Source organism: Tamlana sedimenti (assembly GCF_038148895.1).
In the GTDB taxonomy this organism is placed as follows: Bacteria; Bacteroidota; Bacteroidia; order Flavobacteriales; family Flavobacteriaceae; genus Tamlana.
Map to the genome: position 1 here is coordinate 238,191 of NZ_JBBVGQ010000004.1, position 17,084 is coordinate 255,274.

At 36.8% G+C, this 17,084-nt stretch carries 15 protein-coding genes; 6 read left to right on the forward strand and 9 right to left on the reverse strand.

Translation table 11 applies throughout. The features are described 5' to 3' along the window. Nucleotides 1-14: 14 nt before the first annotated feature. Genes WJN01_RS11400 through dapF form a run of 4 tightly spaced genes read right to left on the reverse strand, consistent with a single transcriptional unit; the run spans nt 15 to nt 3,266 of the window. Nucleotides 15-917, reverse strand: a complete 903-nt coding sequence (locus WJN01_RS11400) for a DUF2279 domain-containing protein (RefSeq protein WP_445197290.1) — start codon at nt 915-917, stop codon at nt 15-17. An 8-nt stretch (nt 918-925) separates the two neighbouring features. Beyond that, entirely contained in the window at nt 926-1,969 is a 1,044-nt protein-coding gene (mltG, locus tag WJN01_RS11405; RefSeq protein ID WP_445197291.1) for an endolytic transglycosylase MltG, read from the reverse strand. 5 nt (nt 1,970-1,974) lie between these two features. Then, complete coding sequence (locus WJN01_RS11410) at nt 1,975-2,496, reverse strand: GNAT family N-acetyltransferase (protein ID WP_445197292.1); 522 nt, start codon at nt 2,494-2,496, stop codon at nt 1,975-1,977. Beyond that, complete coding sequence (dapF, locus tag WJN01_RS11415; protein WP_445197293.1) at nt 2,493-3,266, reverse strand: diaminopimelate epimerase; 774 nt, start codon at nt 3,264-3,266, stop codon at nt 2,493-2,495. Before dapF ends, WJN01_RS11410 begins: the two co-directional genes overlap by 4 nt. 145 nt (nt 3,267-3,411) lie before the next feature. Between dapF and WJN01_RS11420 the strand changes: the two genes are divergently transcribed. The 6 genes from WJN01_RS11420 (at nt 3,412) to WJN01_RS11445 (ending at nt 10,390) form a co-directional block, all read left to right on the forward strand. Then, the gene (locus WJN01_RS11420) at nt 3,412-4,818 is read left to right on the forward strand and encodes a trypsin-like peptidase domain-containing protein (RefSeq protein ID WP_445197294.1); all 1,407 of its coding nucleotides are present in this window, start codon (nt 3,412-3,414) and stop codon (nt 4,816-4,818) included. A gap of 200 nt (nt 4,819-5,018) precedes the next feature. Beyond that, nucleotides 5,019-6,467, forward strand: a complete 1,449-nt coding sequence (locus WJN01_RS11425; protein ID WP_445197295.1) for a glyceraldehyde-3-phosphate dehydrogenase — start codon at nt 5,019-5,021, stop codon at nt 6,465-6,467. A 131-nt stretch (nt 6,468-6,598) separates the two neighbouring features. Next, the gene (locus WJN01_RS11430; protein ID WP_445197296.1) at nt 6,599-7,225 is read left to right on the forward strand and encodes a tRNA (guanine-N1)-methyltransferase; all 627 of its coding nucleotides are present in this window, start codon (nt 6,599-6,601) and stop codon (nt 7,223-7,225) included. Between the two features lie 358 nt (nt 7,226-7,583). Beyond that, entirely contained in the window at nt 7,584-8,408 is an 825-nt protein-coding gene (ygiD, locus tag WJN01_RS11435; protein WP_508493504.1) for a 4,5-DOPA-extradiol-dioxygenase, read from the forward strand. 44 nt (nt 8,409-8,452) lie between these two features. Beyond that, entirely contained in the window at nt 8,453-9,328 is an 876-nt protein-coding gene (locus WJN01_RS11440) for a helix-turn-helix domain-containing protein (protein ID WP_445197298.1), read from the forward strand. A gap of 120 nt (nt 9,329-9,448) precedes the next feature. Further along, nucleotides 9,449-10,390, forward strand: a complete 942-nt coding sequence (locus WJN01_RS11445; RefSeq protein ID WP_445197299.1) for an alpha/beta hydrolase — start codon at nt 9,449-9,451, stop codon at nt 10,388-10,390. A 206-nt stretch (nt 10,391-10,596) separates the two neighbouring features. Here the strand turns inward: WJN01_RS11445 and WJN01_RS11450 are convergent, their stop codons facing one another. The 5 genes from WJN01_RS11450 to WJN01_RS11470 form a co-directional block, all read right to left on the reverse strand. After that, nucleotides 10,597-10,785, reverse strand: a complete 189-nt coding sequence (locus WJN01_RS11450; RefSeq protein ID WP_445197300.1) for a YgaP family membrane protein — start codon at nt 10,783-10,785, stop codon at nt 10,597-10,599. A 12-nt stretch (nt 10,786-10,797) separates the two neighbouring features. Next, nucleotides 10,798-11,100 carry a hypothetical protein gene (locus WJN01_RS11455; RefSeq protein WP_445197301.1) on the reverse strand — a complete coding sequence of 101 codons (303 nt, stop codon included), beginning with the start codon at nt 11,098-11,100 and terminating at the stop codon, nt 10,798-10,800. Between the two features lie 33 nt (nt 11,101-11,133). Beyond that, nucleotides 11,134-14,355: an efflux RND transporter permease subunit gene (locus tag WJN01_RS11460; RefSeq protein ID WP_445197481.1), complete on the reverse strand. Its 3,222-nt coding sequence runs from the start codon at nt 14,353-14,355 to the stop codon at nt 11,134-11,136. Between the two features lie 98 nt (nt 14,356-14,453). Then, nucleotides 14,454-15,530: an efflux RND transporter periplasmic adaptor subunit gene (locus tag WJN01_RS11465; protein WP_445197302.1), complete on the reverse strand. Its 1,077-nt coding sequence runs from the start codon at nt 15,528-15,530 to the stop codon at nt 14,454-14,456. Between the two features lie 68 nt (nt 15,531-15,598). After that, nucleotides 15,599-16,906 (reverse strand): TolC family protein, encoded by a 1,308-nt coding sequence (locus WJN01_RS11470; protein ID WP_445197303.1) that lies wholly within the window; start codon nt 16,904-16,906, stop codon nt 15,599-15,601. Nucleotides 16,907-17,084 lie beyond the last annotated feature (178 nt).

Consider the following 17,084-nt stretch of genomic DNA (forward strand, 5'->3'; position numbering starts at 1 on the left):
ATTATGTGCTCTTTTTAATTGTAGAATAGATGAAATACAGCCCCTTTTTTGCTAATTTCTAGGGTAGGAAACGGTATTTTTATCATATTAAAAATATCAAAAATAGACCTCAATAATCTTGAATTTGTCCTTATGTTATTCAAATTTACATCAAAACTTAAAAAGAACTGCCTGTACCTCTCAATACTTGTTAACACCTGATTGTCAATATCTTTAGAACCGTACAGCATACCATCAGCACCGTATCCTACTGCAATATTTAGCCATTTTGGCACTTTACTATTTTTAAAAAATGAATGCAAATTAAAACTCAACCAATAAGTTTGCCCGTTATAATCTTTCAAAATTTGCTCCATATACGTTTCACCGAGCTTATTTGGATTTACTTGTGCGAATTTTGTGTCATGAAAACTGTACTTAATGGCAATTCTTTGTTCGTTCCACAATAATTCTTGGCCAATATACAATCCTGTACCAACTCCATTGGCTAGAACATCTCCCCACGAAAAACCCCATTCTTTTGAATAACCATCAAGTACTTCAACCGCTGTTAAAAACGTGAAACCCAATGTCGCTCCATAAAGCAATTGATTCTTTTTTTCCGCCCCACTCCAATTTAACAATTGCGCCCCATGTTTCCCTAACTGATAAGATGTAAAAACATGACCAAACTTGTCCATTTGCAGCCATTCACTGTTATCATTAATCGTGTGGAATTTAGATTGGTCGTAATCTGAATACCAAAGTTGATTCAACCCAACCAATGTAATTGCAGAAATTGATGCTTCAGAAATAATTACAGCATTGCGTCGTGGGACATTTAATGTATCACTCGGTGTTAAAAATGCGTTTAATTTAGATTGAGAAAAGGAAAAAACAGGCAATAAAACTAAAAAGGCAATATATTTTAGCAGCAAGCACTTCACTAGTTATTTATCCCTTGTGATGACAAATAACGCTGGTATTCCCGTGCATTGACGTTATGCTGTGCCAAGGTTTTTGCAAATTTATGAAAGCCTAATCTCTGCGCATCGGCAGCAAAATAGAGGTACTTATGCTTTTCGTAATTTAAAACGGCATTTATTGCTGAAATATCGGGCATGGAAATTAGACCTGGAGGCAATCCTCTATTTTTGTAAGTATTGTAGGGCGAATCGATATCTTTATGCACATTCAACACACGTTTAATAACGGTGTTTTTATACTGTGGAAGCTGATAAGCCGCAAATTTCAGTGTTGGGTCAGCCTGTAATGGCATCCCAATCCTTAATCGATTTAGATAAACACCAGCAATTCTTGGTTGCTCACTGGGTTGTTTGGATTCTTCATGAACAATAGATGCCAATGTAATAACTTGGTTTGGGGTTAAGCCAAGTTCCTCAGCTTTCTTTATTCTACTTTCATTCCAAAAGCGATTGTATTCCTTTAGCATACGCTCCCTAAAGCCTTCATCTGAAGTATTCCAAAAAAATTCGTAACTATTTGGCAAATACATGCCCAATGCTGTAGCCTCACTAAAATTATTTTCAGCTAAAAAATTCTCATCGTTCATAACTTCTAAAAGGGACAAGCTATCGGCTTCAATTTGGGTGGCCACTCTACCCGCCAATTTTTCCAAGGTTTCTTGGTTGTTAAACGATAATTTAATGGGCAGATTGTTACTCCTTATGGAATTGATAATATCGTTATTACTCATTCCTTTTTTAATCTCAAAACGACCCGCTTTAATATTGCCTGTATATTTTTTACGTTCTGCCAAAGCATCAAAAGAATCAATATCATCCAATAAAGGCTCCAATTGGTTTCTCACTTCTTCGTAACTTGCATTTGTGGGAATATAGATGTATGCCACGTCGTTATTGAATGCTGTATTGGGGCGCATCATGGCTTTATAGACGAAATTGGCAAAAAAAGCGGCCGCAACAAGACCTAAAATTGCAATGCCTGCAAGTATCTTTTTGAAATACATTTATATTAGTTTATAAGCTGAAATAAATATTCGTTTCTATAACCTCCGTTTATGACATTCCAGTCGCGCTTCAATCCTACTTCCTTGAATCCTTGGCTCTTAAAAAGCTTTTGACTGGCCTCATTTTCTTCTGAAATGTTACAATATAATTGATGCAGGCCCAAATGCGTGAAACAGTAGTTGACCAATAATTTAAGGGCCTCCTTTCCATATCCTTTCAATCTGTCGTTTGGCGATTTTACCAAAATACCAATACCGGCCCTTTTATTTTTGAAATCGAAATCAAACAAATCTATCAGACCGATGGTTACATTTTCATAACTTGAAATGACCAGTCTTAATTGTTTGGCTTCATAAATATCTTTATGTGCCTGCTCCAAGTACTGTTTAATCAAAAATCTGGAATATGGCGTATGTGTGTTACTGATTTCCCAAACGGATTCGTCATTTTCAATGGCATGCACAAACTCTAAATCTTCGGGTTCCAAAGCACGTAAAAATATGTTTTCACCCTTTAGCGTTTTCATATTGTACCTTTAAAAACAAAAGTCGCCGGACCAATAAGCCAAACATTTTTGTATGTGCCATTTTCAACATCAAAGCTTACTTTTAAATCGCCACCTTCAACTTTAAGGTTGATAAGATTTTTTTCTGTTTCACCAATATAATGCATGGCAATGGCAACGGCAGTAACACCAGTTCCGCAAGACAAAGTTTCATCCTCCACGCCTCTTTCGTAGGTGCGAACCCTAAACGAATCGTCCGATATTTTTTTTACAAAATTGACGTTAGTCCCGATTTGATTATACGGCTGGCCATATCTAATTTTAGACCCCAGGGTTTTTATATCAAAATCTTGGATGTCATTTTCAAACTGCACATGATGTGGCGAGCCCGTGTTTAAAAAAACGTGGTTTTCATACTTTTCCACCTTATCTACATCTAGCATTTGCAATCTTACAATTCCATTGTTGATTGAGCCATGGTGTAGCCCATCAATGGCTTCAAACGTACACTCATTTTTTATAACGCCCAATTGGTTTGCAAAAGCCACCAAACAACGTCCACCATTTCCGCACATGGTACTTTCATTTCCATCAGCATTGTAATAAACCATCCTAAAATCCAACGAATCATGGTTTTCCAACAAAATAAGCCCATCTCCACCTATGCCAAAACGTCTATCGCACAAGCTTTTAATGTGTTTGGTATTGTTTTTGTCGAACGTTTGCTGACGATTATCAATCATCACAAAATCGTTTCCCGTTCCTTGATATTTATAAAAAGTCTGTTGCATAATTTGGCACAAAGATATAAATATTATAACGTTTTATTGATTGTTAAGGTGTCGTTAAAATAGAAGTTAAAAATCGTTAAATAAAAATTCAAAATTCAATAAATATTTAATTTTAATCGTTGTAAATAAAACTTAAATTCAAATTATGAAGAAGATTATAACATTAGTATTAGTTTCGGCTTTAGGTGGTATTTTTACATTAGGCTCCTACAAACTTTTTTTAGAAGACGAAAAGCCCGTAATCGTGGCTCAGGAAAATACAACACCTACATTTTTACCCACAAGCAACTTAAGTTTATCTAATTTGGATGAAGCTCCAGATTTCACTATTGCTGCAGAAAACACGGTGAATGCTGTAGTTCATGTTAAGAACGTAACCATTAGTTCTGGACAGATGACTTTGCAGGATTTATTTTCAGGAAGAAGTCCGCAGCGTGCTCAAATGGGTACAGGATCTGGTGTAATTATTAATGCTGACGGCTACATCATCACCAATAACCATGTCATCAATAATTCTGATGAATTATCAGTAACTTTAAATAACAATAAAACATATAAGGCGGAAATAATAGGCTCTGACGCCAAAACAGACATTGCTCTACTAAAAATTGATGCCGATGAAGATTTGCCTTATGTTACCTTTGCAGACTCCGATAATGCTAAAATAGGCGAATGGGTATTGGCGGTTGGCAATCCTTTTAATTTAACCTCAACTGTTACAGCTGGTATTATTAGTGCAAAGTCAAGAAATCTAGATCCTTCAGGAAAATATACCCAATCATTCATTCAAACTGATGCGGCGGTTAATCCCGGAAATTCTGGAGGTGCGCTTGTAAACACAAAAGGAGAATTGGTTGGAATCAACACGGCTATTTCCTCTCAAACAGGTTCTTACATTGGGTATTCTTTTGCTGTGCCCAGCAATATTGCCAGAAGAGTTATTGAAGATATTATGGAATACGGAAATGTACAGAACGGCATTTTGGGTATTACTGGTGGAGCATTAAATAGCAAAATTGCTGATGAACTGGGCATAAATGACACCGAAGGTATTTACGTAGATAGTGTTGTTGAAGATTCTGGAGCAGAGAAAGCAGGCATCCAAAAAGGTGATATCATCAAAGAGATTGATTATATTAAAGTTTCAAAATTTGCTGATTTAACTGGGCATATTGGTGCCAGACGAGCGGGCGATGTGGTTAATTTAACACTATCAAAAGACGGTGAATTAAGAACAGTTGCCGTTACCTTAACAAGAAACGAAACCATTACATTACCGTTGGTAGGCCGGGTTAAAAATGCCAAAAAAGAAGACTTGAAAAAAGTAAAAGCATCGAATGGTGTAAAAATAATTGAATTGAATAATGAATACGAGTCTTATTGGAAGAAGAACGGCGTTGAAGAAGGCTCAATTATTACTTCAATAAACGATGTCAAAATAAATTCTGTTGATGATGCCCAAGAAGCAATTAAGAACAGGTCGCCCTATGAGCCTCTCAGAATTGAGCTCATAAACTCTAACGGCGAAAAAGAACGCTACAATTTTAGATAATTAGTTTCATGGTTGTTAATAACCCTTCGGAATAAAATTTTTGGAGGGTTATTTTTTTGCAGATTCTCGATAAAAATGGTGGAAAAATTTGGCTCATCGCCCCTAATTTACAGATTAACGATTTTTTTACGACATATCTTACGAAAACGTTTGAAATAAGGTATTTTTATATATGCTTCACTATACTAAACACATAAACTATGGTTTCCAACAAAACTTATGAAAAAGAATTAGCCTTTCAGTCAGACCGGCGAAAAGCAACAGTAGAATTTATAAAAATTGTAAGCGATTTGTGGTATGACAGGTCCATTGAATTGGTGCTTTTTAGAAATCAGTTAATCGACAGAAATGTTAGCCAGATTTTAAACTTACACGAATACGCTGGGAAATTTGTTCAAAAACCCATTTCCATTTTCGATTCTGTAGAAATTGCCCAAGCCATCAAAGCCCTGAATCTTGCTCCCGCAAAATTGGATATTGGCAAACTCACCTATGAGTTTCATTTGGAAGATAACGGTCAAAGCAATGCCACACAGTTTGTCGCTTCAAAGTTAAGGGACGCTTCAAAATATGGCGAAATTGAACCAAAAGATGTTGTGCTTTATGGTTTTGGTAGAATAGGAAGATTGGTAGCGCGCGAACTTATGGTGCGTACCGGGAAGGGAAGCCAATTACGTTTAAGGGCCATTGTAACCCGTGGTGAATTGAATGAAACCATCTTGGAAAAACGAGCAGCTCTGCTTCGTAATGATTCTGTTCATGGCGAATTTCCAGGAACAGTTACCATTGATGTAAAAAACAAGTCTTTGATTATAAATGGCACCACCGTTCATATTATTTCGGCAAACGCCCCTGAAGATATAGACTATACAGCTTATGACATCAAAAACGCTTTGGTCATTGACAATACAGGCGCTTTTCGGGATAAACCCAGTTTAAGCAGACATTTAAAATCTATAGGAATTGACAAGGTTTTATTGACCGCTCCTGGAAAAGATGTTCCAAACATTGTGCATGGGGTTAACCATCTACAGCATGATCCGGATAAACTAAATATTTTTTCGGCAGCTTCATGCACCACAAATGCTATAACCCCAGTTTTAAAGGCTATTGAAGATTCTTTTGGTGTAAAAAGTGGTCATTTAGAGACCATCCATGCCTATACCAACGACCAAAATTTGGTGGATAATTTCCATAAAAAATACCGCCGTGGTAGGGCCGCAGCCTTAAATATGGTCATTACGGAAACCGGTGCCGGTAACGCAGTTGCCAAAGCTTTACCAAGTTTGGAAGACAAATTAACATCAAATGCCATAAGGGTTCCGGTTCCTAACGGTTCATTGGCCATTCTAAATTTAGAACTTGAAAACAAAACTTCGTTGGATGGTGTTAATACCATTTTGAAAAAGTATGCCCTAGAAGGCGATTTAGTAGAACAAATAAAATATGAGCTGAGCGATGAATTGGTGTCCAGCGATATTGTTGGCAGTTCGGCACCTTCAATTTATGATAGCAAAGCGACTATTGTGCGTAAAGATGGTAAAAACATCATCCTTTATATTTGGTATGACAACGAATATGGTTATAGCCATCAAGTTGTTCGACTTGCAAAATATATTGCCAAGGTTAGGCGTTATACATATTATTAAAATTGAACATCTAAATTAAATTTTGATTCGTATATAAAAAAAGCCTCATAAAATGAGGCTTTTTAAATGATTTATAATCATAATTTTATAAATTGGCAAACCAAATACAACCATTAAAATCAAACCAAAAAATGAATCCTATCAAAACCCTCTTCGTTGTCGTATGTACTTGTTTAATTTCAATAGCCTCATTTTCACAATCTAACGACGACCAAGAAGAAGCCCTATCCTTAAATAGTGGCACCATTGATAATCAATTCGAATATATTCTTAGGAAATCCGGTAACTTTAAAGGTACCAATGGCCAAGCCTACGAAGCTGTAAAACTTAGTATGTTTTTAACTTTACGGGCGCACACTATTGATTCCCTTAAAACAGTCCATAAAAATCTTGCTGAAACCCAAGCCGTTGTAAAATCTCAGGCCAATGAAATTTCAGATTTAAAAGCCAATTTGGCCAATACAAAGGAAAATTTAGATAAAACCAATACTGAAAAAGACAGCATGGCACTTTTTGGTATGCAAATGAGCAAAACAGGTTACAATGCGCTAATGTGGACCATCATTGCAGGTCTTTTGGCTTTACTCCTTTTATTCATCTATAAATTCAAAAACAGTAATGCCATTACACGCGACGCCAAAAAAGCACTTGCTGAAATTGAGGAAGAATTTGACGAGCACCGCAGAACAGCCTTGGAGCGCGAACAAAAAGTAAGACGCCAACTGCAGGACGAAATCAACAAGCAGAAAAAGATTTAAAAAGCAACCATAGAAAACTTTTTGAAGTTTTTTAAAAAGGTTGAATTCCGAACCATTAAAAAGGAATTCAACCTTTTCTTGTAATTATTTAATTTTGCCAGGTTGAGCCTTTCGGCTCCGCTCAAATAAACTAAAGTCGAAACCTATTTAATATAGCGAAATGATTAAACCTTTCGACTTGCTTTGCAAGGTGCTTTCAAAGAAAAAACATTTTCTTTTCAACCAATGCTCAAGGTGACAATCGATTATTTCATTAAATTTAGAACTTATTCGGCCAAATTAACACTCTTCCTTATGAGCTATGAAACGAAAAGATTTTTTATTAACCTTGGCAAGTTTACCAATATTAGCAAGCTCTATGACCCTAAGTAATTTAAACAAAATAACATCAAACTTGGACAACACCAGTAAAATGCCCGTGTTGTTTTTGGGGCACGGCAGCCCCATGAACGCCATTGAAGAAAACGAGTTTGTACAATCCTTTAGGAAAATTGGAAAGGAATTGGCTCGCCCCAATGCCATTTTATGCATTTCGGCACACTGGGAAACCAACGGCACTTTTGTAACGGCCATGGAACACCCGCGTACCATTCATGATTTTGGCGGTTTTCCACAAGCGTTGTTCGATGTGCAATATCCTGCGCCCGGAAGCCCCGAATTGGCAAAGGAAACCCAACGCATCGTTACCTCAACAGAAGTTGGTTTGGACGATAAATGGGGATTGGACCACGGTGCGTGGAGCGTTATAAAACATCTTTACCCCAATGCTGATATTCCAGTAATACAAATGAGCATTGATTACACCAAACCACCACAATACCATTACGAATTGGCCAAAGAACTAGCCAGTTTACGGCAAAAAGGCGTGCTTATTGTTGGTAGCGGAAACATGGTGCACAACCTAAGAATGGTGGCTTGGAATAAACTTAACGAACCTTATGCCTATGATTGGGCTACCGAAGCCAACGAAAAAATGAAAGCCTATATTTTGGACGGCAACCACCAAAACCTGGTTAATTTCAAAAAGCAAGGAAGAGCTTTTGATTTGGCCATACCCACGCCTGAACACTTTTTACCGCTTATTTATACGTTGGGGCTAAAAGAAAAAAATGAGGCTGTTGCCATTTTTAATGACAAACCTGTTGGTGGCTCATTAACGATGACCTCCATAAAAATTGATTAGCAAGGTTTTTTAGCTTGATTTTATAGAATTTTCAACTAACTAAAATGCAAACAAATACATTTACAGACTTCAAATTATTCAATAGTTTTATTGGTGTTCCAGAGCCAATAAACGAGCATATAGATATTGGAAAGTATCCAGAAACAACCTTATTAAAATCTCAAGAAATTTATATTGATTTTTACAGAATTTCCTTTAAAACCAATTATATTAATCCTGATTTACCTGATTTTGACTCAAAAAACCCAAAACCTATAACTGCCGTATTTTTCAATAGTCCCGGGAAACCTTACGAATGGGAATTAACCGATCAATTTGAAGGTTATTATCTTCAACTGTCAAAAGAGGCCATTGAAAAAAACCGCTATCTGTTCCAGAATTTTTTGGAATATGGTTATCATGAAGCCCTATTTTTATCAAAGCAGGAGGAAAAAGAAGTTGTTTTGCTTTACGAAAGCCTTATTCAGAAATCCAATAGCGAAAATACCTATCAAAATGTATTGTTGGCTTATGTTAACTTAATTCTAAATTTGGTAGAGTCCTTCTACAAAAGGCAGTTTGCTACCGAAACAAAAAAATACAACTATATAGTAAGTGAGTTCCAGCAATTGCTTCGAGATTACTACAAAGATAGCGTTGAGAGTGTACCAACCGTACACTATTTTGCTGAAAAAATGAAGCTAACACCCAATTATCTTGGTGATGTTTTAAAAACATACACCCATAAATCTGCCATTGAAACCATTCATGAGCATATAACCAGCAGTGCCAAAAAACTACTTATTGAAAGCAACCTGACCAATGCCGAAATAGCCTTTGAGTTAGGTTTTGACTACCCTAATTATTTTGCCAAGTTCTTTAAAAAGCAAACACAACAAACCCCAAAACAGTTTAGGGCTAAGCAAAAGGTTAAAAAATAGTCAAAAAATCATCCATCCGTAAAATGTTTCTTTTTTATCAGTAAATCTTCCACTGTAAAGTTCTTGTTATGAGGTAATTTTGGATTGTAATTAAATATTAATCTTAAAAATATCCATATTATGTCACAACAAAAGATTTCTTACAAGAACACAAATAACGGACTAACCATGTCTGCTTATTTAGACCTTCCAAATAATTTTGATCAAAACAAACAATATCCTGCAATAGTTTTGACACATCCAGGAGGCGGTGTAAAAGAACAAACTGCAGGTATTTATGGTAGAAAGTTTTCAGAACACGGTTTTGTTACCATTGTAACAGATGCTTCTTACCAAGGTGAAAGCGGTGGAGAGCCACGTCAATTAGAAAATCCATATATCAGAACGGAAGATATTAGTTCAGCCATTGACTATTTAACAACATTACCTTATGTCGATAACGAGCGCATAGGTGCCTGGGGAATCTGTGCCGGTGGTGGTTATACGGTTAACGCTGCCATTAACGACAAGCGCATAAAAGCTGTAGGAACTGTAAGTGCCGTTAATATCGGTCACATGTTTAGCAAAGGTTGGTTAGGTGACCAAGATATGAAGAATTCCATTAAATGGCTGGAATATGGAGCTTCTGCTCGCTCACAAGAAGCCAACGGAAGCGAGATAGTGCAAATGCCTATGGCACCGATGAAAAAAGAGGACACGCCATACACCGATTTAAAAGAAGCTTGGGAGTATTACCACACCGATAGAGCGCAATGCCCAACTTCTCCAGGTTATGGCACTGCCAGGAGCTTAACGCAATTAGTAACCTATGACGCCTTTAATATGGCTGAAGTATTTTTAACACAACCCTTGTTTGTGGTTGCAGGTAGCGTTGCGGAATCTAAATGGATGAGTGATGATTTAATGAAACGAGCAGGGACAGACAATAAGCAAATGCACATTGTTGAAGGAGCAAACCATATGAAATTGTATGATATTCCAAAATATCTTGACGAAGCTGTGGCACAATTGGTGCCCTTCTTTAAAGAGTATATAGGCGTTGCAGAACTTGTTGATGCTTAATCAAGTTTTAATTTTATAAGCCGAAGTTATACTTCGGCTTTTTTCTTAAATAACCTCAATAAAAATTGAACTAACCTCGACGAGTAACTGCAATCAAGGTGGATTCAATTATTACCGAATCCACCAAAATTGCTATCAATAATGTTTAACCAAAAATAACTAACCAAAAACCAAATCTTGTGGTTAAACAAAATCCCAAAACACAATCAATCCCTCACCTTAAAAACCTTCTCCAAAATGGTATCCATAAGGCACCATTTTGTTAATGAGGACTGCAATAAATTGGCCCCCACAAAAGCGGTAAACCAAAGCCAATTGATGTTGACGTAAATAGCCAACAAAAGACTTACTAAAATAAATGTTCCTGCTATACCGCGTACTATTCTATTTTTCATTTTTATTATCCGTTAAATTGATTTTGATATTTCTAATGTTGCCAAATGTATTTTAGATAAGCTTTCTTGCTTGGCATTAAATTTTTCAACACGTTTATAAATGTCTTCAACGCATTCACATGCTATAAATACGGTAAACAACAATGAATTAAATTCGTTGTGACTGGACACAAACCAATTATCAATGGTGCCATCGCTATCATTTTTATGGCCTTTCACCTCTTGATATGAAAAAGACTTTACGCCCGAATGGCTTAGAATTTTCTTTACGTCTTTTTCAAATTCTTCTATTGCAGTTATAAGTATGAGTTTCATTTTTTAAATTTTTAAAGTTATCATTGATGGGAATTATTCAATGCCTTCGTCATCAGATTCAATAGTGTTGTTTTCCCAGTTTTTCTTTTCCGTTATGTAATAAATCAGTGGAATAACCAAAAGTGTAAGCAATGTTGACACAATAGCACCAAACACTAATGAAATTGCCAATCCTTGGAAAATCGGGTCAAATAAGATGATTACGGCGCCGATAACCACAGCTCCCGTAGTTAACAAAATTGGTGTTGTTCTTACGGCTCCCGCTTCTATTATGGCTTGTTTCATAGGCACACCTTCGTTCAAACGAATTTCAATAAAGTCAATCAACAATACTGAATTCCTAACCATAACGCCAGCCAAAGCAATCATACCAATAAATGAGGTGGCTGTAAAGAATGCCCCCAACAACCAGTGGCCAAATACAATACCTATTAACGACAACGGAATGGCAACCATCATTACTATTGGTGTTCTAAAATTTTGGAACCACCCAACAATCAGCATATAAATAATGATGATAACCACCATAAATGCGGCACCCAAGTCCCTAAAAACTTCAAGGGTAATTTGCCATTCACCATCCCATTTTACGGTGTAATCATCTTCATTATCAGGTTGGTTCATGTACAATTCATTAATGTTATAGCCTTTTGGAAGTTTAATTTGTTTCAACTTTTCTTCCATACCCAAAATAGCATATGCCGGACTTTCCAATCCACCTGCCATATCGGCCAACACATAAACCACTTGCTTTTGGTCTTTTCTGAAAATGGTTTTCTGCAACGTGTCATGTTTAATTTTTACCAAATCGCTTACAGGAACCATCCCTCTTTGGCCTTTAATTTTAAGATTAGTAACCTCTTGTAACGATGTTTTATCAGCATCATCCAATTTCATGACAATACTAACGGCATCATTGGATTTTTCATCATACAGATTACCAATGGAATGCTCACCCATTAAGTACGTGAGGTTTCCAACAATTTGTTGCGGAACCACACCATTTAACATGGCTTTTTCTTTATCAGCCTCAATTTTGTACTCCGTTTGTGGTGCTTCAACCATCCAATCGATATCCACCACGTCATCGGTTTTTTGAAGAATTTGCTCAACTTGTTTCGCCACTTTTATTTGTCCGTCGTAATCAGGTCCATAAACCTCAGCTACTATAGTTGATAGCACTGGAGGTCCTGGCGGCACCTCAACAATTTTTACATTGGCATTGTACTTTTGGGCAATTTTCTGGATTTCAGGTCTAATACGTTTTGCTACATCATGACTTTGTGCATCCCTTTCGGCTTTGTGCAATAAATTTACTTGAATATCAGCTGTATTGCTCGCTCCTCGTAAATCGTAATGACGTACCAAACCGTTGAATGTAATTGGTGCCGAAGACCCAACATAACTTTGGTAATTAACTACCTCCGGAACCGATTTTAAATATTGGGCAATATCTTTTGCAACGGCTCCTGTACGCTCTAAAGTTGTGCCTTCCGGCATATCAATAACAATTTGAACTTCATTCTTGTTATCAAAAGGAAGCATTTTTACAGCCACCCATTTGGTAAAGAATGCCAACACAGAAACCAGCAATAAAACCACAGTTATTCCCATCATAGACCATCTTTTGGATTTACTTTCCAACAATGGTTCTTCAACCTTTTTGTAGATTTTATAAATTTTACTAGTCTCTAAACCTTGTTCCTCTTTATGCTCTTCTTTATCTTTCACTTTAAGCAAATGAAACCCTAAGTATGGCGTTACCGTTAAAGCTACAAATAACGATAGCATCATGGCAATAGATGCTCCAATAGGCATCGGGCTCATATATGGTCCCATCATTCCAGATACAAACGCCATAGGTAAGATTGCCGCAATTACTGTAAACGTTGCCAAAATGGTTGGGTTACCCACCTCATTGATGGCGAAAATAGCCGCTTGCTTGAATGGCAACTTCCTCATATGGAAATGCCTATGCATGTTTTCGGCAATAATGATACTATCATCTACCACAATACCAACAACAAATACTAAAGCGAACAGTGTAATCCTGTTAAGCGTGTAACCTAACATATAATAACTAAACAGTGTAAGCGCAAAGGTTAATGGCACCGAAAAGAACACCACTAATCCACCTCTCCAACCCATAGCCAACATAACCAAAACCGTAACCGCTAAAATGGCAACCCCCAAGTGCATTAACAATTCTGATACTTTATGTGATGCAGTTTCACCATAGTTTCTGGTGATTTCTACATGAACATCATCAGGAATCAAGGTTTTCTTTAAGTCTTCAACTTGATCCAGGATTTTCTCAGAAATCTTCATTGCATCTGCACCTTTTACTTTTGATATGGAAATGGTGACTGCAGGGTATTCCGATTGGTGAATAACACCCTCATCTGTTGTGCTTCCATAGCCAAAACTAACGTAGTTAGCTGGCGACTCAGGACCATCTTTTATTTCCGCAACTTGTTTTAGGTAAACAGGCATATTTTGTGACGTGCCAATGACTAAGTTTTTAACATCATCTGCACTACTTAAAAATTTACCGGTTGTTAAAAGATATTCGGTATCGTTAGCATTGAAATGACCAGATTGTGAACTGCCATTGTTGGCTTGAACCATTTGCATAATGCTCAACGGATCTACATTCAACTCTGCCATTTTGCCCTTATCCAAAATAACCTTCAACTGACGGTTTCTTCCACCAATTACCGTGGTTATAGAAACATCCTTTATTTTTTTAATATCCGTAGAAAGTTCCTCACCTATTTGACGCAACTCGTAATCATCGTACGTTTCACTCCAAAGTGTTACGCCCAGCATGGGTACATCGTCAATAGATCGTGTTTTAACCATGGGTTCATAGATGCCATTAATAAACATATCTCTATGTTTCATTAACTCATCATAAAGCTTTACATAGGAGCGTTCAGTATCTTCACCCACATAAAACTGAACAATAATCATGGCTTGACCGTTCATGGCCATAGCATGGATATGCTCAACACCTTTAATATTGGAAATGATTTTTTCCAAAGGTTTTACAACCCTGTTTTCGACTTCTTTTGGCCCAGCTCCTGGGTAGCCAACCATAACGTCGGCCATTGGAACAATGATTTGAGGCTCTTCCTCTCTTGGTATTAATGTAGAACTGTAAACGCCAATAATCATTAATGCTATCATCAACAAAATGGTCAACTTTGAATTGATGAAGAAATTGGCTATGCGTCCTGCGAATCCTTTTTCCATAATATGTGTTCCCTTCTTATTTCCCAAAAGGGGAAATTTTATTGGGCTATTTTTTAATTTATACTAAATTCAATAATCTTAATAATAGTTGATATAGCTTACTGCACGCTCACCTTAGCGCCATTGAACAACCTTCCTTCAGCCGAAATAATGTAACCTTCATCTGCACTTAAACCAGATAACACCTCAACTTGATTTCCAAAAGTTCTTCCTAAACGTACCCAACGTAAAATAGCCGTATTACTTTGGCTAACCGTATAAATTCCGGTTAGTTGGCCGTTAGTTACAATAGCATCTAGCGGCACTAAAACAATTTGAGCTTTAGTTTGTTTTTCAACTGGAAACTGCACCGTTGCAAACATTCCCGAAAGAATGTTCGCGTCGGTTTTGTCCAAATCTATTTTAACCAAATATTGCCCACCTGTATGTTTTGCCGAAGCACTGACCTCGGTTACTTTTCCTTTAAGTGTTCCATCAATAGATTTTACTAAAACATCTACTACAGTGCCTTTCTTAATTTTGGAAATTTCCGTTTCAGGCACCATGGTAATAACTTCAAAAGTTCCTGGAGATTCCACAGAAATTAAAGGCTGACCGGGGTTTGCCATATCACCTTCTTTCACTGTCTTTAAGGTAACCACACCATCAAATGGCGCTCTAAGGTTAGAATAGGCGAACTGTGCGTTTACTTCATTCTCCATTTCTTTGGCTGCACTTAAACGGGCTTTTGCCATTTCAAAATGCGCTGTCATATCGTCCATTTCCTTTTGTGAAGCACTGTTATTGGCAAATAGACTTTTAAAACGGTTATAATCCTTTTCAGCATTATTAAAAGCGGCGGTTGCCTCAGTAATACTTGCATTAACCTGTGCTTTTTTAGCCTGTAAATCTGTATTGTTAATGGTGATAAGCAATTGTCCTTTGTTTACTTTATCACCAACATTAACATGTACTTTATTTACAAAACCCATCATTCTGGTGCTTAAATCAGCACTATTTGTGGCTTGCACTTTTCCGCTTGCACTTAAAAATGCGTTACTTTCGTTGGCCTTAACTTGGGCAACTGTTACCTGTATTGCCGGAGCATTATCTGCAACAACTTTTTTATCTTCCTTTCCGCAGCTTGCTATCATTACGGTTAGTGTTAGTGCTGCTACTGTATTTATTATTTTCATTTTAAATCTGTTTATAATTTAGGTGTCAATTGTGCTCAACCTTAAAATCAAGCACAGTTTCTAGTTTGTTATTTGGTTAAAAATTGTAAATAGGCCAACGCATAGTTGTATTCAAATATGGTTTGGTAGTATTCCAATTGTTTTTGGGCATATTGTGTTTCTGCCATTAATAAATCAGATGTTTTTTCCAACCCCTCTCTAAATCGGTTCGTTCTAATTCGCAATGATTCTTCAGATTGTGCCAAGGCCAAAGTGTTTAAGTTTAACTTGTTTTCAGCATCGGTAAACGTACGTTTGGCTTTGTTGAATTCTAAATTGCTTTTTGAAACATATTGCTCATATTCCAATTTAGATTTTTCAAATTCCGCTCTACTCTTTTGGGCTTTTCCAAAACGTTTTGAACCTTGGAAAATATCCCAAGACAACTGCGCCCCGAACATGTAGCCATTGCTATTGCCCTGGAAAATTTCATCGTCATATAAGAAGTAATTTCCAAAGGCATTCAATCGAGGCAAAAACGCCATTTTATCAGATTGGCTCATGGCTTTATAGGCATCGGTTGCCATAGCCATAGCTTTAATATCCGAGCGATTCTCTGAAATCATGGCCATTTCAATAGTTGGAGACGATACACTCAAACTATCGGTTGGTTTGTAAACGGCATCGGTTTCATCATTCATTAAAAAAGACAGATAATTAGAGGCATTCAGCACATTACTTTTGGCCATTTGCAACTGGTTTTGTACTTCGGTTACTCGAACCTCCACGTTTAATACATCGGCGCGTTGCAAATAACCTTGATTAAAACTGTTGTCTGCCAGTTTTTTATTGGCGTTGGCAGCTTCCAAAGCTTTCTCTAAAACGGCAACACCTTTGTAGGCCAATTGCAATTGCATATAAGCTTTATCTACTTCAAATTCCAGATACTCAGATGTACGTTGCGTTTGTAACGACATGGCATCCATTTTTGATTTTGCCGCCTTGCGCTGATAAAAACCATCAAAATTGAGCAATGGTTGCTGAATTTCCAGCTTGGTTTCAAAATTCTCAATCTGGGATGGGTCGTTTAACAATGCTGGATTGAAATCGTTTGCTGTTAAAATTTCCTGGTTCACTTTTGAGCCAAATGCCATTAATGGATTTGTAGTGGCCATTCCGGTATGGCTGGCTGTAATATTTGGCAAGAAAACCGCATTGGTTTGACGGTAATCTGCTCTGGCCTGTTTGAATTCTTCCGCAGAAATCTTTAAGGACACGTTATGTTCTGATACTTTAATTAAAGCCTCAGTTTTGGTTATGGCAACTACATTTTGTGCCTCAAGACCAAATGACCAAAACAAAAACGATAAAGTAATTAAGTAATATATATTTCGCATGTATTGTTTTATTTATTTGGCGCAAAATTATATCAGTAAATCGGGTGAGTGCGTAACAAAGGTTACCAAGGTGAATTTTTTCTAGAATTTTAGATTCCAAAAAATCATAAATCACTGAAAAAGAGCGATGTTCAAATTATTTTAAAGAAAATTAAACATCTTCAAAAAAATATTTTCA